This is a genomic window from Micromonospora sp. NPDC049366 (assembly GCF_044466625.1).
Taxonomy (GTDB): domain Bacteria; phylum Actinomycetota; class Actinomycetes; order Mycobacteriales; family Micromonosporaceae; genus Micromonospora.
This window is the reverse complement of sequence record NZ_JBITMV010000024.1, coordinates 37,859-58,947: the sequence shown is the minus strand read 5'-3', so window position 1 is coordinate 58,947 and position 21,089 is coordinate 37,859. Positions and strand designations below refer to the sequence as shown.

Genomic DNA, 21,089 nt, shown 5'->3' with positions numbered 1-21,089 from the left:
GATCCGGGCCGACGGTGACCGACGTGGTCGCCGAGCTGGAGCGGCGCTACCCGCCGGCCTGGGCCGAGGACTGGGACCGGGTCGGTCTGGTGCTCGGTGAGCCGTCCGCCCCGGTGCGTCGGGTTCTGTGCGTGGTCGACGTGGTGCCGGAGACGGTCGCCGAGGCGCTCGCCGCCGGTGTGGACATGATCGTCGCCCACCACCCGCTGCTGCTGCGTGGGGTGTCCTCGGTCGCCCCGACCACGTACAAGGGGCGGATCATCCACCAGCTGATCCGGGCCGGGGTGGCGCTCTACGTGGCGCACACCAACGCCGACGTGGCCGCCCCCGGTGTCTCCGACGCCCTCGCCGCCCGGTTCGGGCTGACCGGGCTGCGTCCGCTGCACCCGGCCGCGCCGGGTGCGCCCGCCCACGGGCCGGGCCGGGGCATCGGCCGGGTCGGCGAGCTGCCCCGGCCGATGACCCTCGCCGAGCTGGCCCGGCACGCCGCCGCCGTGCTGCCCGCCACGTCGTGGGGCGTTCGCGCGGCCGGCGACCCGGGGCGTACGGTGCGTACGCTCGCGGTCAGCGGCGGCTCGGGCGACGCCTTCCTGGCCGACGCGACCGCCGCCGGGGTGGACGCGTACCTCACCGCCGACCTGCGGCACCACCCCGCCGGCGAGCACCTCGCCGCCGACGGGCCCGCCCTGCTCGACGCCGCCCACTGGGCGACCGAGCGACCCTGGTTGGACGACCTGGCCGCGCTCCTGCGGGACGCGCCGGGCGTCGAGACCCTGGTGTCCGACCTGGACACCGACCCGTGGACCGTACACGCCGCCACTCCCGCGGTGGACGACAAGGAGCCCCGACCGTGAAGGCTGACCCCCAGGTCCAGCGCCGCCTGCTCGACCTCCAGGCGATCGACACCGCCCTCGCCCAGCTCGCCCACCGCCGTCGCTCCCTGCCGGAGCGCGCCGAGCTGGACGCCCTGGCCCGGGAGCTGTCGGCGCTGGAGGACGAGCGGGTCCGCGCCCAGGTGGCGGTGGACGACCTGGACCGGGACATCGCCCGGATGGAGAAGGACGTCGAGCAGGTCCGGGCCCGCAAGGAGAAGGACGAGGCTCGGCTCGCCGCCGGCACCGGCCCCGCCCGCGAGCTGGAGGCGCTCCAGCACGAGCTGGCGTCGCTGAACCGGCGGCAGAGCGACCTGGAGGACGCCGAGCTGGAGTTGATGGAGCAGCGGGAGACCGCGCAGGGCGTCCTCGACGGGGTGGAGCGGCGGCTGGCCGAGACCCGGGACAAGCGCGCCGCCACGGAGCAGCGCCGGGACGACAGCCTCGCCGAGATCGCCAAGGAGGAGGAGTTCAAGCGGGCCTCGCGTCAGCCGCTCGCCGCCGACCTCCCGTCCGACCTGGTGACGCTCTACGACCGGATCCGGGAGGACACCGGCCTCGGTGCGGCGCTGCTCACGGCGGGCCGCTGCGGGGGCTGCCGGCTGGAGCTCTCCGGCGCCGACCTGGCCCGGATCCGCAAGGCGGCCCCGGACGACGTGGTCCGCTGCGAGGACTGCCGACGGATCATGGTCCGGACCAACGAGTCGGGCCTGTAGACCGATGGCGCCACGGGTGGTCCTCGTCGAGGCCGACGGCGGGTCGCGGGGCAACCCCGGCCCGGCCGGCTACGGCGCCGTGGTCCGCGACCCGGACAGCGGCGAGGTGCTCGCCGAGCGGTTCGAGTCGATCGGAGTGACCACCAACAACGTGGCCGAGTACCGCGGCCTGATCGCCGGCCTGGAGGCCGCCGCCGAGCTGGGCGCCGCCGAGGTCGACGTCCGGATGGACTCGAAGCTGGTCGTCGAGCAGATGTGCGGCCGCTGGCAGATCAAGAACGCCGGTCTGCGTCCGCTCGCCGCGCGGGCCGCCGACCTGGTGACCCGGTTCGATGCGGTCCGCTTCGGGTGGATCCCCCGGGAGCGCAACCGGCACGCGGACGCGCTCGCCAACGCCGCGATGGACGGGGCCGCGTCCGCGCCGGCCGCGCCGGTGGTCGACGCGCCCCGGATCGTCGAGCCGCCGCGCGAGGTCGGCGTCGATCCGGCGGACCGGGCCACCGCACGGACGGTCGCCGACCGGGCCGCCACCGCGCGCGACACCGGCGGCGACGCGACGACCACCCCCGCCTCGTGGGAGCCGCGGCCCAGCTTCACCGCCACCCGGCTGATCCTGGTGCGGCACGGCGAGACCGAGTACACCGAGCAGGGCCGCTACTCCGGCCGCGGCGACGTCGCGCTCTCCGCCCGCGGCCGGGAGCAGGTCAAGGCCACGGCGTCCCGGGTGGCCGCGCTCGCGCCGGGCGCCGCGGCCGTGGTCAGCTCACCGCTCTCCCGGTGTACGCGGACCGCCGAGGCGATCTCCGCCGCCCTCGGTGGCGTGCCGGTGCGCCGCGACGAGAACCTCATCGAGTGCGACTTCGGCGCCTGGGAGGGGCGGACCTTCGCCGAGGTGCGCGAGGGCTGGCCGGGTGAGTTGGACGCCTGGCTCGCCTCGACCCGGGTGGCCCCGCCGGACGGGGAGTCGTTCGCCGAGGTCGCCGAGCGCGCGAGCCGGGCGGTGGCGGCGCTCCGTGAGGCGTACGCCCGGGAGACCGTCGTGGTGGTCTCGCACGTCTCGCCGATCAAGCTGGTGCTGCGTGACGCCCTCGCGGCGGACGACGCCTTCCTGCACCGGCTCTACCTCGACGCCGCCGGCATCTCCGTGGTGGACCTGTGGCCGGACGGCGGGGTTGCCGTCCGCTCGGTCAACGAGACGGCCCACCTGGCCGACATCGGCTGACGTCAACCCCTCCGACGGGTGGCGACCGCCACGTCGGACGATCTGGGATTCCGTTGACAGTGTGGTGAGCGTCGATCGAGGATCGGTCTCGTGCGAAGCGTTCACCTGACGAAGCGGGGTCACATCGACCTCCTGCGCGTCGCCAGCGCCGCCTGTCGACGCTCCCTCTGACGCCGGGTTCCCCTCCTCCTCGCACGCTGCTGGCGTAACCCCGATTCCGCAGGTCTCCGGCCCTGCGGCGCGTCCGCCTGCGCGCACTCCTCCTCGTGACAGGAGACGTGTCCTTGTTCGTCCGTAGAACCCTCACCCGGCTCACCGCGACCGCGGTGACCGCGACGGTGCTCGCGACGGCGGCGCTGACCGCGCCGGCCGCCGCGTCGGCCCTGCCGACGGTGCCGCCGACCGCTCCCGACCTGTCCGACATTCGCGGCTTCCCCCAGCGCAGCGTCCTGCCGGTCTGGCCGGACAACCCGGCGGACGCCTCCATCCCGATCGGCGTCATCGCATACGACGACATCGCGCCGAAGCTGAACTCCCTCCAGGCCGCCAGTGACCGGGTCTCCGCCCGGGTGGCCGGAAGATCCGCCGGTGGCTACGACCTGTACGCGGTCACGGTGACCGCGCCGGAGACCCGCGCGCAGGCCCGGCAGCAGGAGATCTGGAAGCGCGAGATCGAGGACGAGCCGGTCCGCGCCCAGCGAGACCAGGCGCTGCTCGCCGGCTACAAGACCCCGCTGTTCGTCAACGCCAACATCCACGGCAACGAGTGGGAGGGCACCGACGCGGCCCTGCGGGTGATCGAGCAACTGGCCACCGACACCAGCGCCGAGACGGCCCAGCTGCTGAGGCGCAACCGTCTCGTCTTCAACATCACGTCCAACCCGGACGGGCGGGTGGCGGGCACCCGGGCCAACGCCGCCGGCTACGACCTGAACCGTGACCTGACGATCGTGTCGCAGCCGGAGACCAACCTGATCCGCGAGCTCATCGTCGACACCAAGCCGATCATCACGCTGGACCTGCACGGCTACGTCAGCCCGACGCTGCTGCACCCCAGCACCCCGCCGCACAACGTCAACAACGAGTACGACCTGTACATCAAGCACGGTCTGCCGAACGCGCTGGCGATCGAGGCGGGGCTGCGCGACCTCGGGTATCCCGAGACGCAGCGGGCCCGCATCCCGTTCCGGGACGACGAGCCGGGGGTGTGGGACGACTTCCCGCCGATCTACGTGCCGTCGTTCGCGATGCTCCAGAGCAGCATTCCCTACACCATCGAGGCGCCGCTGAACCCGCGCGGCGGCAACCTCACGCCGGAGGAGCGGGTGCGTCGGTCCGGCATCAACACCGACGTGCACGAGGTGGCCATCCGGACGTCGCTGCGGTACATCCAGGAGCACCGCGCCGAGGTGCTGCACGACCAGGCCGAGGTCTACCGGCGCGGCTGGGCCGGCGAGCCGCTGCGTGACATCCCCGACGGCTACGTGCCGGGCTGGGGCCCGGAGGACGACTACCGCACCACGTTCCCCCGGGCGTACGTCATCCCCACCGGTGCCGGGCAGCGCTCCGAGCCGGCCGCGGCACGCCTGGTGGACCTGCTGATCGGTAGTGGCGGCCGGGTGTGGCGGGCGACGAAGCCGTTCACCGCCGACGGCCGGCGCTACGACACCGGCTCGTACGTCGTCGATCTGCACCAACCCAAGCGGGGCCTGGTCAACTCGCTGCTGGAGCCGGGTATCGACATCACCGAGCGGGTGGACGACCTGTACGCCGGGCCGGCTGCCTGGAGCCAGGAACTGACCTGGGGCGCCACCGTGGACACCCTCTGGGACGAGCTGCCCCGCGTGCGGCTGGAGCGGACGTACGACGGGCAGGCCGGCGGTGACCTGCCACCCGGCAACGGCGACCTGCGCCTCGACCCGCGCGACGCCGCCGACCTGCTGACGGTCAACTCGCTGCTGGCCAAGGGCGTCGCGGTCCACCGCCTCGCCGACGGGTCGGTGGTCGTCCCCGGCACGCCGACCAACCGCAGGCTGGCCCGGGCCGAGGTCCGCGCCAACGGGGTGACCTTCGAGCGCGCGCCGGCCCTGTGGAGCGGGGTCCGGCTGGACCGGGTGGTCGTCGGCTACCTCGGCACGGTGGAGGAGCGGGACACCCTGGCCGACCTCGGCTTCGAGGCCCGGGCCCTGACCGCCGCCACGCTCAGCACGACGCTGACCGCCGACGTGGACGTGCTCCTCGTGGCGGGCACCGTCACCCTCGCGAACCTGACGCCGGAGAACCGGGCCGCACTGGACGCCTTCCTCGCCCGTGGCGGCGGTGTGGTCGGCCTGGGCACGCCCGGTGCCGGGTTCAGCAACGCGTCCGGGCTGCTGTCGGTGACCGCCACGGCGGGCCCGAGCCTGGCCAGCGGGGTGGCCAACGTGGTCAACGCCGGCGGACCGGTCAGCACCAGCGCGGCGGCCCACGCGTTCATCAGCCAGCCGGTCTGGTTCACGAACCTGGGTGCGGGCGTCGCCGTCGAGCAGTCGTACGCGGCGGACCCGCTGCTGTCCGGCTGGTGGGCGGTCGGCGGCGCCGGTGGGCAAGGCGCGGCGGCCGGCCAGGCCAGCATCGTCCGGGGTGTGTCCGCCGGCGGCAGCGGTGTCGTGCTGTTCGGCACCGACCCGACGTTCCGCCTGCACCCGAAGGGTCTCCAGGCGCAGCTCGGCCGCGCTCTGCTGTGGACGGCCGAGCGGTGACCGCGCGGGGCTGACCGCCCAGCGCTGAGCCGATGACGGGCCCGGGTGCGACACGCGCCCGGGCCCGTTGCCGCGCCGGGGTCGGGTCGAAGGGCGCGCTCGGCTCACCGTTCGGCGCAGATCGTCGGCCGTTCGGCGCAGCGGCGTCGGGCGATCCGGCGTGACAGCGGTCACATGGTCGTAGCCTCCGGCCGTCACAACGCGCGTTTCCCCATCCCGGAGGTGTGTCACATGGCTGCACCCGAACCGGAGGCGCCACCCACGGCGTCGTCCAGGGCGAAGGACCACAGCCCCTGGAACTGGTTGCTCTTCATCCCGATCGTGGTGCCCCTGGTCCCGGCCTTCTTCAACGCGGACTCGCCCCGCCTGTTCGGCTTCCCGCGCTTCTACTGGCTCCAGCTGGCCTTCATCATCCTGGGCGTCACCACCACGACCGTGGTGTACCAGCTGACGAAGAAGCGGGGTGACCGCTGATGTGGCGCGACCACCTCACCGAGATCATCGTCTTCAGCCTGCTCCTCCTGCTGGTCAGCGCGATGGGCTTCGTGGCCGCCCGCTGGCGGGCCCCGAAGGACATGGCCCACCTGGACGAGTGGGGCCTGGGCGGACGCAGCTTCGGCGGCTGGATCACCTGGTTCCTCGTCGGCGGTGACCTCTACACCGCGTACACCTTCGTGGCGGTGCCGGCGCTGATGTTCGGGGCGGGCGCGGCCGGCTTCTTCGCCGTGCCGTACACCATCGTCATCTACCCGCTGGTGTTCCTGGTGCTGGTGCGGCTCTGGTCGGTCTCGCACCGGCACGGCTTCGTCACCCCGGCGGACTTCGTCCGCAAGCGGTTCGACTCGCCGGTGCTGGCGCTGCTCATCGCGATCACCGGCATCGTGGCCACCATGCCGTACATCGCGCTGCAACTCGTCGGCATCGAGGCGGTCCTCAAGACCATGGGGGTGACCGGCGACAGCACGCTCGCCCGACACCTGCCGATCATCGTGGCGTTCGCGATCCTGGCCGCCTACACCTACCAGTCGGGGCTGCGGGCGCCGGCGCTGATCGCGTTCGTCAAGGACTCGCTCATCTACGTCGTGATCCTGGTGGCGGTCTTCTACCTGCCCTACAAGCTGGGCGGCTGGGGCGAGATCTTCGACGCGGCGGACGCCAAGTTCGACGCCACCCCCAGCCCGAACGACGGCATCCTGCTCAACGCCAACAACCAGCTCCAGTACGTCACCCTGGCGTTCGGCTCGGCGCTGGCGCTCTTCCTCTACCCGCACAGCCTCACCGGCGTGCTGGCCAGCAAGAACCGGGACGTCATCAAGCGGAACATGTCCGCGCTGCCCGCGTACAGCCTGCTGCTCGGCCTGATCGCGCTGCTCGGGTTCATGGCGATCGCCGCCGGGGTGACTCCGCTGCCCGGGTCGAAGGAGGGCACCGTCGACAGCAACACCGTCGTGCCGGTGCTGTTCGACCAGCAGTTCCCGGACTGGTTCGCCGGCGTCGCGTACGCGGCCATCGGCATCGGTGCGCTCGTGCCCGCCGCCATCATGTCGATCGCGGCGGCGAACCTGTTCACCCGCAACATCTACAAGGAGTACCTGCGGCGCGACGCCACCCCGGCGCAGGAGGCGAACGTCTCGAAGATCACCTCGCTGGTGGTCAAGGTGGGCGCGGTGGCCTGCATCGTCTTCCTCGACCCGCAGTTCTCCATCGACCTCCAGCTGATCGGCGGCGTGATCATCCTCCAGACGCTGCCGGCGGTCGCCCTGGGCCTCTACACCCGATGGTTCCACCGGGGGGCGCTCATCGCGGGCTGGGTGGCCGGCATGGGGCTCGGCATGTGGATGCTCTACCAGGTCGCCAGCCCGACCCGGAAGCACTTCGGCGGCTCGGCCTTCCCGCTGGAGAAGTTCGGCTTCGACACCCCGAAGACGATCTACGTGGGCATCGTGGCCGTGCTGGTCAACCTGGCCGTCGCGGCGCTGCTGACGCTGGTGCTGCGCGCCGGCAAGGTGAACGACGGGGTCGACGGCACCGAGCCGGACGACTACTTCGCCGACGAGGGTGACCCCAGGGTCACCCCGGGCACCGACCGCGACGCCGACTCGGCCCGCGAACCGGTGGCCTGACCGCTGGTACGCCCGGGTGCCGACGCCGCTCGGCGCCCGGGCGTATCCGTGCCCGGGCCACCGCCAAGATCGTGCTCGATCCTTGTTGTAGTGGTGTTGGACCGCGCGGAAGGCCACAACACCCAGGATCTTGCGTGATCTCGCGGTCGGCCGGCCTGTGCCGACGTCGCGCGCGGTCAGCGGCGACGGTTGCGCGACACCAGGGCCTGGTTGAGGCGGCCCAGCAGGGTGGCCAGCGTGGCGCGGTCCTCGGGGCTCCAGTCGGCGAGCATGTCGCCGTAGAGCCGCGTGCGGGCGCTCTGCACGGCGGCCATCCGTTGCAGGCCGGCCGGGGTGGGGGAGATGACGGTGCCCCGACCGTCCGTGGGGTCGGGGGCGCGGACGATGAGGCCGTCGCGCTGGAGCGCGGACACCTGCCGGGTCACTGTCGAGCCGTCCAGGTTGAGCCGGGCGGCGAGCGCGGAGACGTTCTGCGGGCCGGCGTCGTCCAGGTGCCGCAGGATCACGTACGCGGCCCGGTCGAGCACCCGGTGCTCGGCGGTGCCGGTGGCCCGCCGGGTGGCCTCGCCGAAGCGCATCAGCAGGGCCACCTCGGTCTCGATGCGGCCGAGGGTGCGCTCGTGGTCATCGCTCATAGCTGTATGATACAGAATAAGTAACTGTAGGATACAGCTAAATGGGGAGTCGGAGTGGATCGTCGTTCCGAGCCGAACCGCAGTGCCATCTACGCCACCACCCTGGTGGCCTTCCTCGCCATCGCGGGCATCGCCGTGGTCGACCCGATCCTGCCCGCCATCGGCGAGGCGATCGGGGTCACCGCGTGGCAGGTCGAGTTGCTGTTCACCGCGTACATCGCGGTGATGGCCGTCGGCATGATCCCGGCGACCCTCGCGAGCGGCCGCTTCGGGTTCAAGCCGGTGCTGGTCACCGGCGTGTCCGTGGTGGGGCTGGCCGCCATCCTCGCGTCGTTCAGCGACAACATCGTCCAGCTCAGCGTCCTGCGCGGTGTCTGGGGCCTCGGCAACGCGATGTTCTTCGCCACCGCCATGGTGGTGCTGGTCAACCTGGCCGTCGACCGCGAGTGGGCGGTCGGGCTCTTCGAGACCGCGCTCGGTCTGGGCTTCGCGGTCGGCCCGCTCATCGGCGGTCTGCTCGGCCAGGTCACCTGGCGGCTGCCCTTCTTCGTCTGCGGCGTCTTCATGGTGCTCGCCCTCGCGGTGGCCGCCCGCAAGCTGCGTGAACCGACCAACCGACAGGCCCCCGTACGCGTCGGGAAGATCTTCGGCACCTACCGCCGGCCCGCCTTCATCGCGCTCTGCGTGGTGACCGCGGCGTACAACTTCGTCTTCTTCCTCGTCCTCGGCTACACGCCGCTCTTCCTGCACCTGGACGTCGTTCCGCTGGGCCTGGCGTTCACCGGCTGGGGCCTCGGCCTGGCCGCCGGCATCCTGGTGATCGGTCACCGGCTCGCCCACCGGATCGGCGCGGTGCAGACCGTCGGCGTCGCCATCGCCGGGCTGCTGATCTGCATGGTCCTCTTCGCCACCTCCACCGGCACCGCCGAGGCGCTGGTCGTGCTGGTCGCCTCCGGGCTCTGCATGGGCCTGGCCAACGCCAACCTCACCGACCTGGCGCTCGGCCTCGGCTCCCGCGACCGCCGCGTCGCCACCGGCGCGTTCAACCTGGTCCGCTGGGGTGCCGCCGCCCCGGCCCCGATCATCGCCGGCAAGCTCGCCGAGCACTCGCTGGCGCTGCCCTTCTGGGTCGGCTTCGCGGTGCTCGCGGTCGGCGTGCTGGTGTACCTCGCCTCCGCGCACCTGATGGCCGCCGGTTACGGCGAACGCGTGCTGTGGTCCCGCTGGAACCGCGCCGCCGCCGGTGCCGAGCACGCCCCGGAGGAGCCGGTCGGCGAGGCGTACTGAGCGGCGGTGGGGCGGCGTCGGGGTGGCGGTTGCCGTCGGCGTCGGGTGCCGGTTGCCGTCAGCCGAGGGCGCGCCAGAGCAGGTAGAGGCCGATGACCGTGCCGAAGACGACGATCAGCGTCTTGAGCACCACCGGCGGCAGCCGGCGGACCAGCCGGGCGCCCACATAACCGCCGAGCAGCGTCGCGGGCGCCACCACCGCCACGGCAGCCCAGTTCACCGGCCCGAACAGCGAGAACACCACCACCGTGGTCAGCCCCACCACCGCCGACAACAGGTTCTTGATCGCGGTCACCCGGGCCAGCGTCGCGTCGAGGACGAGCGCCAGACCGGCGACCAGCATCACCCCGAGCGCCGCGCCGAAGTAGCCGCCGTACACCGCGCCGAGCGCGACCATGGCCTGCACCGTGACCGTACGGCGGCGCGGCGAGAGGTCGCGGGGGTGACCGACGAGGCGGCGCAGCGGGTCCTGGAAGGCCAGCACCGCCGTGGCCCCGAGCACCAGGAACGGTACGGCCACCTCGAAGGCGCGCGCCGGCGTGGCGAGCAGCAGCAGCGCCCCGCCGATCGTGCCGAGCACCGTGGTCGGCACCAGCGCGGCCAGCGACCGCCCCCGGGGCAGGTCCATCCGGCTCCCGGCGACGCTGGCCGCGTACCCCGGAAAGACCGCCACCGAGTTGCTGACGTTCGCCGCGACCGGCGGCAGCCCGACGGCGATCATGGCCGGGAAGGTGATCAGCGACCCACCGCCGGCCACCGCGTTGACCGTGCCGGCGGCGAGGCCGGCGGCGAGCAGCAGCACGGCGGAGGTGAGATCCATGATCCCCGCAGGCTAGTACCCGAGCGATCGACGCGCGCGCTCGGTCACCGTGCCGATCGCCGATGCGGCGGCTCTCGTCGGCGGCTGTCGCTCAGGGCGACCCGGCGGGCTCGTGCCGGGCGGCGCGGTCGTGCGGCGGCCCGGCGGGCTCGTGCCGCGGGTGCGATCGTGCGGCGGCCCGGCGGCCCGGCGGCCCGGCGGCCCGGGGGCCCGGCGGCCCGGGGGCCCGGCGGCCCGGGGGCCCGGCGGCCCGGTGGCCCGGCGGGCTCGTGCCGCGCGGCGCGATCGTGCGGCGGGCGGGGTGGCAATAGGTGACGCCCTGCCGTCGTTAGGATGAGTGCGCGACGGACGAGTCGACCGGGCGGTCGCGTCGGCGGGCCCCGGCCCGCCGCCGAGGAACGTCCGGACTCCACAGGGCAGGGTGGTTGTTAACGGCAACCCGGGGCGACCCGCGGGACAGTGCCACAGAAAACAGACCGCCGACCCCAACGGGGACGGTAAGGGTGAAACGGTGGGGTAAGAGCCCACCAGCACCCCGGGTGACCGGGGTGGCTCGGTAAACCCCACCCGGAGCAAGGCCAAGAAGGGTTGTCGACCGCGAGGACGACGCCCCGCGCAGACGCTTGAGGACGGCCCGTCCGATGTCTGCGGGTAGGCCGCTGGAGCCTGCCGGCAACGGTAGGCCGAGATGGATGGCCGCCGCCGGCGCGAGCCCACGGGCGCGCGCCGCGCACAGAATCCGGCGTACAGGTCGACTCGTCCGTCGCCCACCAGCTCAGAGCCCCGATCAAGGCTCTGAGCTGGTTCTATGTCCAGGCGTCGGTGGTTGTTCATGGTCAACATTGGGCGGCGTTTGACGCCCTAACGACGCCCTGACGCCCTGGAGGCGCCCTGAGCGCCGGCTCAGTTGACCTCTTGCCGGGTCGGGCTGGCTGTGTCGCTGTGGGCCGTCTGAGGGGGCCTGTTGCTCGATCGTTTCGGATCGGAGCCGGCGGCTCTGTGGGAAGGGCCGGGCATGTCCTGGCGGTGGAACTGGTGCCGCGACCGGTGATCCGGTGGCAAGCCAGTCCCGGGGTTGGACTGGCGCGGCAGGCGGAAGCCCCGACCACTCGACCGGATTGACCTGCCGGCTTCCGTCACGGCATAGCTGAGGCTGGCTCCTCTTCCCGTGGGGGCGGTGTCCCGGCGGCTGTCGGTGGCTTACCGCCCCGGCGCCGTAGGCGGCCGGGGCGGCTTGCTGCCGGCCGGGCTTGCCGCCCCGCACCGCGCGGAGCGCGGTGCCTTGATCCAGAACAGAGGAAATCGGCAGTACTCAGGTCGGTCTAGGGTCTGCCTTCGAGCTTTCGGCTAAGCGGGGAGGCTGCCAGCTTTCCCGAGCGAGTTCTCGAAGTTCCTCGATGGCTGATGGCAGACCGATGGAAGCGGGGGTGCGACCGTAGTACGATAGGTAATCACGAATAATTGAGCCAATAATTGTTCGCACCCCACGCCACTGACGTCCCTCCACAATCCTAACGAGCGTGGAGGGGGGTACAGAACGCCATGCAATCTCTCCGAAGGATCGGAGCGTATCAAGTAGATACAGAACTTGCTGATCAGGTGTGGCAGCTTCTTCAACCAACTTGACCATGTCGAAGCTAACGACCGGCTCGCCGTAGTCGCCGGCTCGTGTCGTACGCACCACATTCTGGCTGGCCGTTATAAAAGCATCTCTATGCGCATCCGGAACAGACTGGGCGCTGCGGAGGAGGAGGAGAGAGTCCAATGCTCCTTTGAAACGCCCTTTCAAGAGCATTGGGGATAGCAGTTCGTGGTGCGCGTCTAGCAAGTAGGGACACCTAACCACCAAGGCGTACATGGAAGGCAGGGGATGCCGATATTCGGTTGGATCATTCTTCGTGATCGCATGCAGGAGCGCGCCAACTATCTCCGTCACGAGATCCTGCGGCATCCATGGGCCGTCATCCACAAGCAGGTTTACTAGCAGCATGGCGGTGTTTGGAGCGATAATCTCGTCGGGGTGGTTGCGAAGCAGTTGAAAGATTGAATAGTAGTTGCGAAGGTCCCAGTAGGTTAGATATTCAAACTGGGGCACTGGCCACCTCGTTGTGACCGTATTCACTAAAGCATTGTGCAGATCGAGTGAGAATCTCGATCGGATCAATTCTGCGCCGGCACTGTGGCCTAGACGGAAGTGAGCCTCCCGGGTCAGATTTCCGGCAATAAGTTCGGCGATCTGGTCTGGCAACGCGACTCCAGCTGTCGGCGTCGCGACTATGCGATCTTGCACCCTACTCAACTTCAGCATCAGACCGTCGTAGGCTGATCCGGACAAACCCGCCCGCCAGAGGTAGACAGTCGATCGCCAAACCGTTTCGTTCGAAAGCTCTTCGATCTCCATACCCTCATCGCGTGATAGAGCCGCAAGGGTTACGATGTTGGCGGTGTAATTTGCCAAACGTACGATTGGGTCAAAGGGGACCGGCTCGTAATCTTCAAGTCCCGATCCTCGCTTTCTAGCGTCTCGAAACAATATGCTCAGCGTCCTGCGTACTGGCTCCGTATCCTGGAAAGATTCACGGATGATGCTTCTAGCGAAGGCGGTTGTTGCTTCTCGACTGGTAAGTGGTTGATGAGAAAGTAGTGCGCGAAATACTCCGTCGTCGGGACGTGCGACGAAGAGACGTTCCCGAGTGCGTTCCCAGTCTTGAGTGAGGTCAGCTAGAAGGAAACAGACGTGTTCCGCTACGAGGTATTCGCCGAAAGTGGCATGTAGGAACTCATAGGTTCTCCGGCTCACGTCCCCTATGTGTTCATCCGCCTGTGCTACATGGACGAAGAAGAAGGCAGCGATTGTCTTACTTGCGCGACTTACGGGCTCGGCAAACCCTTTCTCGTAGGAACGTCGATCGTCTGTCATGAAGGCGTCTAGATCCCTTGCAAGATCCTCCTCGGCGATATACTGATGGCCACGGTTAAACATGGCAAAGGCGGCTAGGGCTAAGTCACGTCGAAGGACCTTCTCCTGCCGGCGCAGTTCGGGCTCGCCGACTTCAGTTGGAGCCTTCTCCCTGACCTGACGACTGATGAAGGAATCAAGAAGTTTCTTATACAGTGTGGCTTGAGAGATATCGCCATTAGCTCCAGCGGCGAGGGCTTCGATTCCGCTCTCTGCGTCATAAATGGCCAGCAGTGTCAGAAGAAGGGGCTGTCTAGCGAGTCCGCCTAGACCGATGAGCCGGGTGGCGTCTAGGGGGATGAACTCTTCGCTAAGTCGGTTGACGTGATTCCACGAATCAACCCAACGGGTCACCTGCGCATCATCAAAGTGTTCAAGTCGGATCACGACAGAGTTCTTAGGAACTCTTGTGCGATCCATGACTAGCGTTCTGGACGTAATAATAGGAATTACTGAATGGTTGACTTGCCACTCTTCACTTTGAAAGCGGGCGATTTTTTCTATGTATCCGGACTGTGTTACCCCGGTTGCCTGGATCAGCTCGTCGAAGCCGTCAAAAATAACGACCTTCGTTGTCGGTGATTCGCGGCATAGGGCACCCCAACTTATGCGCTCCCTTGCCGTCGCCTCAATGGCTGCCTCAATCTGCTGATGTAGTTCCGCATCTGCGTTAACACGTCGAAGCCGAACAAGAATCGGAGTAAACGCGGCAGGCGGTAGCCTTGCAGCGACGATCTCTGTCAGTAGGCTTTTCCCTGCGCCAGGGTGGCCCAAGATAATGAGGGGCTTCTGGGTGCTGTCCGGGTGTGCGATGTAGCTCGCGAGGAAGCCCGCTAAATCGGCCTTGACTGGCTTTTCTTCCCAGTAGCTTTCACTTGTGAGATCCTCGTTTTGTTCGTAGACAGCGAGGCGGTATCGAGGACTGATGAATCCGTCAATGACCCTCGGGAAGGTAAGCCTGTCGCTAGAGTGCTCACTGCGCCATAGGTTCTTGGTGAGAACGCCGGCTGATGATGAGGCTAAACGAGCCTCGATGTCTGCGGCTTGTCGGCCTAGTATGGTTGCGGATAGCCTCTGTTCGAGAGCAGCCAGGGTTTCGGTGCTGTTTCCCTGGACTCTGTCAATTTGCTGCGCTATAGCCCGAACTTCTGCCCGAGTTGCCGCATGCTCATCGGACGATGCCCAGAATGAGAATTCTGGAATGTCAACTGCTAGGCGGGTATATCTATCACGATAAAGCGCAGCCGCCTTCTTTGTAACTGTTTCTTGTAGGCGGTTTCTGCTGGCAGTAGGGCGAACTGCGGGCCACGCAGATAACCCTTCGACGAAGCTTAGAGTAAGGTCGGCCAGGCGCCGGTAGCGTTCCTCTACGTGCGGTAGATTCTCAACGAATCCCCGCATTGGAGACGGAAGCGGTATCGTTCCGCTGTCTATCTCTCCCTCGAGGTCGCCTGCCATGCCGACGTCATTCAACCTTGACGCAATCCGATGCCTCTCGTCATCGGAGATATTCAACTCTTTGTATCGTGAACCGACTTCATTCTTAAAGGCGTCGAAAAAGGCGGATAGCCCCAGAACTGTGTGCGCAGCCTCTAGGAGATCATAATGACTCTTGCCAGTCTTGCCTTTAATTCTTCCGGCGGCATTTCCTGTTGCGTGCCGAAGTAGCGCGACTAGTTCGTTCTTTGGGTCTACCAAGGCAAGGCTGGCGCCTCCGGTGAGGGGTGACGCGCCGAGTATGACGCCTCCTAGGGCACGGTCGAGCCGCGTGATTTGTTCATCCCCGTTTGCGATGATTTTCATTGCCTGACGGTATGTCAATTGAGCACTAGGAGCCACGCCGTCTCCTTCGAGGGGTTGGTTGAATGAGGCGGAATCCTACCGAGGGTGATTCTCGTTTACTTCCAGGATCTGCGGGAGTGTCAGAAGTCCGACTTTCACTTGACTGGCGAGTGCCAGTGTCAAGTGCCGAGTGCCGGAGGGCCTTTCTGTGCCCTAGTTGGATCATTTTTATTGCTGGAACTGGCCGTGATGCCACCCTTTTGGACTTGGTTAGGATTAGCTATCTGGTCCTTGTGTCGGTTCGATAAGTCTGACGACTCGATTGGCTTTCCCTGGCTTTCGAATCACGCTCTCATGCTCAACCAGCAGAGCCCCAATCGCAACACCTAGCAGCTTCGCTAAATGCTCATCTGCGATGATCTGACGCTGGGTGGGCGCTTCAGACCTGTCGGTTTGTGGGAGCGCGACAAAAGTCCCTCTGCCGCTCTGTGTTGCAACAATCCCTTCGTCCCTAAGCGTGGCGATTGCGTGTCGTATAGTCCCACGACTCGCGCCAAACTCGGCTGTGAGAGTGCTTTCGGCGGGCAGGAGCGTCCCGGGTGGAATGAGGCCGCTCTCGATGCGCTCTCTCAATTCTTCTGCGATCAAACGGTAGCGCGGCTGTCCGTAGCGCGGGGTGGGCACTTGGTCACCGTACATGGCACTTGTCTTACCAAGTGCCAAGCGGGAGTGTCGCTTTGATGTGTAGACAACCCGTCCACTTGTAGGTACGTTTCGGATGTGCGGCTGGGTTGACGGCGTGTATCAGGGGTGGTGCTGCGTCGGCCTGGTCGTGGGTGAGGCGCGGCGTCCTGGTGGGCCGGTTGCGGTGGCCGCGCGTACAAGGTGGCTCGGTGATACCCGACCCGTCCGGTGTCGGACGGTGCGCCGTGCCCTGTGTCGGGCCGGTGGCCGGCTGATTCCCCCTGGTCGGCCGCCGGCTCTCCTATACCTGGAGGTGCGATGCCTGGCTCTCATCGTCGACGTCCCTGGTTCTCGTTCTGGCGGTCCCGCCGACAGCCGGACCAGGCCGGAGCAGCAGGAAACCGACCACGCGAATCCGTGCCTGCTCGCAACGCCGCTCCGCTGCGCTGGGCCATGGAGCGGACCCGTGAGCTGCCAGCACTGCGTCATGCGCCGCTGCTGACCCGGGGGCAGATTTTTCGGGGCAACGGTGGACGGTGGCCGCGATGAGTCAGACAGGTCGGCGGCCTGCCGTGGCGAGTCATCCTGCGTGGTGTGCGCTGGATCGGTGTGGGCATCTGGTGCCGCCGGTGCTCGCGCACATGGCGCGACGTCATCGCGGCGTACTGCTGCGGGTTGGTGAGGTCCGGTCCTCTGGGATGGTCGCGTCATACCTGATCGGCTCCGACGACGAGCCGCCGTCGGTCGCGGTGCACGCCTCCTGCCGTGCCGGCGCTGGCTGGGCCGAACTCACCCTCCCGCAAGCGGTGCAACTGGTCGACCAACTCGGCTCGCTCCTGACGCAAGCCGCCAGCCCAGGGGAGGACCAGCATGGGCGGCAGTGACGAGCCAACCAACATCCCGGCGGCCATCACTGCCGAGGAGGCGTCGTGTCCTGACTGGTGCCGGGGCTGCGGGCCGAACGATCCGATGCACCGGGGGCTGCTGGCCACGATCGGCAGCGAGGGCGGCGGTTGGGTGAGCCTGCAACTGCTCCTGGACCGCTTCCGCCGCCGTGACCCGGTCGTGAAGGTCGACGCGACTCGCTCTGGTGCTACGCGATCGGTGGTGCTGTCGCGGGCGCAGCTCGATCGGCTGATCTACGAACTGACCTACGCCCGGTGGCGGGTGATGACCAAGGGACAACCATTGGAGGGACACGATGACCGCCACTGACCGCAGCTCCCGCCGTACGCCGGTATCCGCGCATCGTTTGCGTCGGCCGGTGGTCGAGGTACCTCCGGTGCCGGAGCGGCCGGCGGGTGGGACCACCTGGCAGTCGTTGGAACGTCTAGGGGGTACGGTGACCGGTGTGCATGGCCGGGACTGGCGCCCTCGTTACCTGCAACTCGCCGAAGAGTTGCGGGTCAAAATCACGAGCGGGGAACTCGCCCCCGGCACGCTGATGCCGTCGGAGACGGAGTTGGCCGAGACATCGGGCCTGTCGCGTACGAGTGTCCGCAACGCCATCCGGCAGCTCCGTGAGTGGGGTCTGGTCCGTGCGGAGCAGGGGCGCGGGACCTACGTACGGGCACCGCGTCAGCGGGTACGGCGTCGTAACGCGGAGCGGTACCAGTGGGAAAAGGACCGGGTCCTGCTCGATGAGGCCGAGCGGCTCAAGACGGGTGCGACCGAGCATGACACCGGCCTGACTGTCGATGATCTCAAGTTCCACGCCGAGTACACCCGCGTGGAAGCGGACGCGGAGATGGCGGCGGCGCTGCGCGTTGAGCCGGGTACGCCGTTGCTGCGGCGGGTGTACTGGACGTCGTCGCGGCATGAGAATGCGCCGTTGACCATGTCGTACTCGTACCTGCCCTATGAGCTGGTGGCCGCGAACCCGGACCTGCTCGACGCCAGCAACGAGCCCTGGCCCGGCGGCTCGCAGCACCAGCTCTACACGGTCGGCGTCGAGCTGGACCGCATCGAGGACGAGGTTCGCGCGCGTCCGCCGTCGCCGGATGAGGCCGAACTCCTCGACATCGACCCCGGCGTCTCGGTGCTGACCGTGCGGAAGACCTCCATCGACATCACCGGGCGTGTCGTCGAGGTGGCCGACGTGGTGATGCCGGGGGACCGGACGGAACTGGTCTACTCCCACAAACTGCAACGGTGGAAAACTTGACGCACCTCGTCTCGGTCATCACGCCCGTCCATGCCCCGAGCATCGAATACCTGGCTGGCGCGTACGACTCGTTGGTCAAGCAGGACATGCCCGACGGGTGGGACTGGCAATGGCTCGTCCAGGAAGACGGGCAGACCGGCGCGTTGAACGGGGTACTGCCGGACGACCCTCGCATCAGCATCGGCGGCGGTCGTCCCGGCGGCCCAGGTGTTGCCCGCACCCTCGCTCTTTCCCGTGTCACCGGGCAACACGTCAAGGTGCTCGACGCGGACGACCAACTCACGGCCGGTGCTCTCGCCCGGGACATCGCCGCCTTCGAGGCGCATCCGCACATCGGCTGGACGACTTCGCGCGTCCTGGATCTGATGCCCGACGGGTCAACCGTCGGATGGGACAAGGATCCGGACGGCGGCCCCATCAGCCGCGGTGCCGTCCTCGGCTTTTGGCAAGCCAACGGCTACCGCGCCCAGGTCCACCCCGCCACCCTCTGCATCCGCCGGGACCTGCTCTTGGCCCTCGGCGGCTGGATGGCGCTCCCGGCCTCTGAGGACACCGGCCTTCTCCTGGCCGCCAGCGCAGTCAGCGAAGGCTACTTCACCCGCGAACACGGCCTCCTCTACCGCAAATGGCCCGGCCAAGTCACCAGCCAAGCCGCCCACCGCGAACCCATCGAGTACGAAGGCCGCATGAAAATCATCGAGGCCAGAGCCGAAGCCCTGGCCTCAATGCTCCCGAACGGCCTGCCGATCACCCCTGCGCCGTAGCCTCGCGGGTAAAGCCCGTTCTTGATCAGGTCTACCGGCTCGCTGGACGTTGCGGCCAGCAACTTCTATTCAACTCCGGCGGCGACCTCGTCGTGCCCCTTCAACGAGGGCCAGATCCGTCCAGCGGCGCGGTTGCCGGAAGCAGCCTCCGCCGGTCAAGCTGACCGAGAGTCGCACGGTCCTCGTAGGATCCGGCGCATGAGGTTCGGACGCATCATCGATGCTCTGCGTCGCCTGCACAACCCGACTTTGCCGATTCTGGACGTGCCCCCGGAACACATCGCCACTTATACCGAAGCAGTCATCTATTATACGTTCGTCTTTGGTGATTCACCTGTCTCCCCGCACGCTGTTGCTGACCGACTCTTAGCGGCAGAGCTTGCCGAGACGGTTACCTCGCCTGCAGATGGTGAGGTGCTTATGGCGCCTCGATACAAGGAACTTGCCAGAACTATTCGTAAAGCCGAGGGGATTGCCGAGGTCGGCCGCGCTATAGATGGCGGGCGGCTATTGGGCTGGATATGCAAAAATCCGTTACTTGCGGCCGAGGTGGCGGTGCTGGTATTTGGCAGAAGGCTGAAGCGGGCCATCGGACGGAAAATCGATGGTGCTGGTAAACCGTCTGACACTGATGAGGGTGTCGAAGGTATGATGCGCGACCTCATTGATAAGGTTAATCATGCTGTTGCAAAGCGGCAAGCATTGAATGCTATTCAGCATGCGCGCGAGCAGGATATGTATCAGCCGGCATATCTGGAGTCCGAGCCGTACCTGCGGCTGACGTTGCGGAGCGCGAACTTTGCGCTTGCTGGTTTCGACGGTCAGGAAGGGGGCGCGGCTGGACAGGCCGGAGAGGTCCTTCTTCTCGTGCACCAATCAGGCGTGTTCCAGTTAACTGTGGCGGTTCGGATGCCGGAAGGAATAGATACAGATGAGCTGATATCGCGATCCATTGGATCGGGTGTTGAATTTAGTTGGAGCGAAGTCGCCGAACCGGTCCTACTGTTTGCCTCGAAGAGGCTTAACATCGACCGACGTAGAATGCCCGGCAAGTGGTTGAGTGAAGTGCGTGAGGGGACGCGATGGCGGCGATTCGATCACGCTGAACCGGTGAGTCTCGTTGATCTGTTCCGCACGTATCAGCATGCAATACTCGAAGCTTCGGGCGCATCGGGCGATGAGTGGTTGTGTCATGCCACTGTTTGTATCGATCGCCTAGGCTGTTGCGAGACGCAGTCTGCCTGGACCAGCCGGCATCGAGCCGAGCTGACGGGAATGTTGCTGCGTGATGGTGGTTACGCAGGGTTGCGTGAGGCGGCGACACTTAAGCTTCCGCCAGATACCTCTATTAGGATGGATCATTCGGTCTGGCATGGCCACGCATCAACGCTGCTCATGCATTGGGGGGAGGGGTCGAGGCATTTCGATGACCATCTGTGGACGCTGTTGCTGGGCGAGAGCTTCCTTCTTCAATACTGGCAGCTCCGTGCGTTGGACAAGTCTTTGCAGATGATCGAGAGTCAACGTACGGCTAAGGGTGCGCGTGCCTTGCAGCGAAGGCTCATATTCGGCCTACAGGAATTCCATCGCTCCGCGCTGTCCTATGGAAGTGCGCAGGATCAGGTGTTAGCTCTCCTGCGAGAGTCTGGCGCTGAGCGTATTCGTGCACAAATAGGGGAGCGCCTCGATCAACTTGGTGCTATTGATGCATCCGAGCGGGCGGAGCGAGTTGCTGCCCGATCAACTGCCGCTGCAGTGGCTGCATTCATAGTTGCGGTTATCTTTGGGCTGCCTGCGATTGATCAGACCCTAAATTTGGTGAGATCGATTCCTGGGGAGGGGGTGGCCAACACCCTGTCCGGTCCACTGCAAGGCCTTGCGAATCTTGGCGTGGCCGGTTCGTTTATTAGCTACGTAGCAGTGCTCGCGGTCTTCTTGGCGGCGCTGTTGGCTTTCGGGCTCCCTCGGCGTCAGTATCGGCCCAGAAGGATTCGCCGAGCCGGCGGTGCGTGGGTCAATGGAACCATCAAGGTAGTACGGCATCACCGAAGCGAACATCGCGAGATGGCCGAGGACTAGCAGCGGCCTATTTGGTGGCGATGGTGTGTTTTCAGCTGCGTGTGTCAGCGGTAGGCAATTTCGACGCACGCTTGATAAGCTAATTTGCTTCAATCTTTGTCCCATTGGGCGGAATTGGTCCAGAACCTGGTCCGGTGCTGCGCTGCCCTGACGTGCTCGGTTAGGCGTCAGTTGCATCGCCTCCGCTTCGCTAGCCTGCGGAGCGTCAAGATCGTGAGTCAGCGCTGACATGCGCGCGCCG

General features: G+C 67.1%; 17 protein-coding genes and 1 other RNA gene. 14 read left to right on the top strand and 4 right to left on the bottom strand.

The annotated features are described in order from the left end of the window. The first annotated feature begins 23 nt into the window (after positions 1–23). The 7 genes from ACIBTV_RS28175 (at position 24) to mctP (ending at position 7,674) form a co-directional block, all read left to right on the top strand. On the top strand, positions 24–854 hold the full coding sequence (locus ACIBTV_RS28175) for a Nif3-like dinuclear metal center hexameric protein (protein ID WP_396709730.1): 831 nt from the start codon (positions 24–26) through the stop codon (positions 852–854). Continuing rightward, positions 851–1,588, top strand: coding sequence for a zinc ribbon domain-containing protein (locus ACIBTV_RS28170; RefSeq protein ID WP_396709685.1), 738 nt, complete (start codon positions 851–853; stop codon positions 1,586–1,588). The genes ACIBTV_RS28175 and ACIBTV_RS28170 overlap by 4 nt, the downstream gene beginning before the upstream one ends. 4 nt (positions 1,589–1,592) lie before the next feature. Next, a complete protein-coding gene (locus ACIBTV_RS28165; RefSeq protein WP_396709683.1) occupies positions 1,593–2,810 on the top strand; it encodes a bifunctional RNase H/acid phosphatase in 1,218 nt (405 codons plus the stop codon). A gap of 90 nt (positions 2,811–2,900) precedes the next feature. Then, positions 2,901–2,981, top strand: a complete 81-nt coding sequence (locus ACIBTV_RS28160; protein ID WP_355149468.1) for a putative leader peptide — start codon at positions 2,901–2,903, stop codon at positions 2,979–2,981. Positions 2,982–3,094: 113 nt separating this feature from the next. Further along, positions 3,095–5,551, top strand: a complete 2,457-nt coding sequence (locus ACIBTV_RS28155; RefSeq protein WP_396709681.1) for a M14 family zinc carboxypeptidase — start codon at positions 3,095–3,097, stop codon at positions 5,549–5,551. Between the two features lie 231 nt (positions 5,552–5,782). Then, positions 5,783–6,025: a DUF3311 domain-containing protein gene (locus ACIBTV_RS28150; protein WP_396709679.1), complete on the top strand. Its 243-nt coding sequence runs from the start codon at positions 5,783–5,785 to the stop codon at positions 6,023–6,025. Next, entirely contained in the window at positions 6,025–7,674 is a 1,650-nt protein-coding gene (gene mctP, locus ACIBTV_RS28145) for a monocarboxylate uptake permease MctP (RefSeq protein ID WP_396709678.1), read from the top strand. Before ACIBTV_RS28150 ends, mctP begins: the two co-directional genes overlap by 1 nt. A gap of 176 nt (positions 7,675–7,850) precedes the next feature. On the opposite strand, the gene ACIBTV_RS28140 is transcribed toward mctP, so the two are convergent. Beyond that, positions 7,851–8,309 carry a MarR family winged helix-turn-helix transcriptional regulator gene (locus tag ACIBTV_RS28140; RefSeq protein ID WP_396709676.1) on the bottom strand — a complete coding sequence of 153 codons (459 nt, stop codon included), beginning with the start codon at positions 8,307–8,309 and terminating at the stop codon, positions 7,851–7,853. Positions 8,310–8,363: 54 nt separating this feature from the next. On the opposite strand from ACIBTV_RS28140, the gene ACIBTV_RS28135 reads away from it, so the two are divergent. Then, entirely contained in the window at positions 8,364–9,596 is a 1,233-nt protein-coding gene (locus tag ACIBTV_RS28135) for an MFS transporter (RefSeq protein ID WP_396709674.1), read from the top strand. 58 nt (positions 9,597–9,654) lie between these two features. Here the strand turns inward: ACIBTV_RS28135 and ACIBTV_RS28130 are convergent, their stop codons facing one another. Beyond that, the gene (locus ACIBTV_RS28130; RefSeq protein WP_396709672.1) at positions 9,655–10,416 is read right to left on the bottom strand and encodes a sulfite exporter TauE/SafE family protein; all 762 of its coding nucleotides are present in this window, start codon (positions 10,414–10,416) and stop codon (positions 9,655–9,657) included. Between the two features lie 349 nt (positions 10,417–10,765). On the opposite strand from ACIBTV_RS28130, the gene rnpB reads away from it, so the two are divergent. Next, positions 10,766–11,179, top strand: an RNA gene (gene rnpB / locus ACIBTV_RS28125) — RNase P RNA component class A. A gap of 549 nt (positions 11,180–11,728) precedes the next feature. Here the strand turns inward: rnpB and ACIBTV_RS28120 are convergent. Then, on the bottom strand, positions 11,729–15,214 hold the full coding sequence (locus ACIBTV_RS28120; RefSeq protein WP_396709671.1) for an NACHT domain-containing protein: 3,486 nt from the start codon (positions 15,212–15,214) through the stop codon (positions 11,729–11,731). Between the two features lie 219 nt (positions 15,215–15,433). Next, entirely contained in the window at positions 15,434–15,856 is a 423-nt protein-coding gene (locus ACIBTV_RS28115) for a GntR family transcriptional regulator (RefSeq protein ID WP_396709669.1), read from the bottom strand. Between the two features lie 614 nt (positions 15,857–16,470). On the opposite strand from ACIBTV_RS28115, the gene ACIBTV_RS28110 reads away from it, so the two are divergent. The 5 genes from ACIBTV_RS28110 to ACIBTV_RS28090 all read left to right on the top strand — a co-directional run bounded on the left by ACIBTV_RS28110 (position 16,471) and on the right by ACIBTV_RS28090 (position 20,848). After that, on the top strand, positions 16,471–16,725 hold the full coding sequence (locus ACIBTV_RS28110) for a hypothetical protein (RefSeq protein ID WP_396709667.1): 255 nt from the start codon (positions 16,471–16,473) through the stop codon (positions 16,723–16,725). Further along, positions 16,712–17,056 carry a hypothetical protein gene (locus tag ACIBTV_RS28105; protein ID WP_396709666.1) on the top strand — a complete coding sequence of 115 codons (345 nt, stop codon included), beginning with the start codon at positions 16,712–16,714 and terminating at the stop codon, positions 17,054–17,056. Before ACIBTV_RS28110 ends, ACIBTV_RS28105 begins: the two co-directional genes overlap by 14 nt. A 127-nt stretch (positions 17,057–17,183) precedes the next feature. Next, positions 17,184–18,005 (top strand): GntR family transcriptional regulator, encoded by an 822-nt coding sequence (locus tag ACIBTV_RS28100; RefSeq protein WP_396709664.1) that lies wholly within the window; start codon positions 17,184–17,186, stop codon positions 18,003–18,005. After that, entirely contained in the window at positions 17,993–18,769 is a 777-nt protein-coding gene (locus ACIBTV_RS28095; protein WP_396709663.1) for a glycosyltransferase family 2 protein, read from the top strand. The genes ACIBTV_RS28100 and ACIBTV_RS28095 overlap by 13 nt, the downstream gene beginning before the upstream one ends. Before the next feature lie 198 nt (positions 18,770–18,967). Further along, on the top strand, positions 18,968–20,848 hold the full coding sequence (locus ACIBTV_RS28090; RefSeq protein ID WP_396709660.1) for a hypothetical protein: 1,881 nt from the start codon (positions 18,968–18,970) through the stop codon (positions 20,846–20,848). Positions 20,849–21,089: the final 241 nt, after the last annotated feature.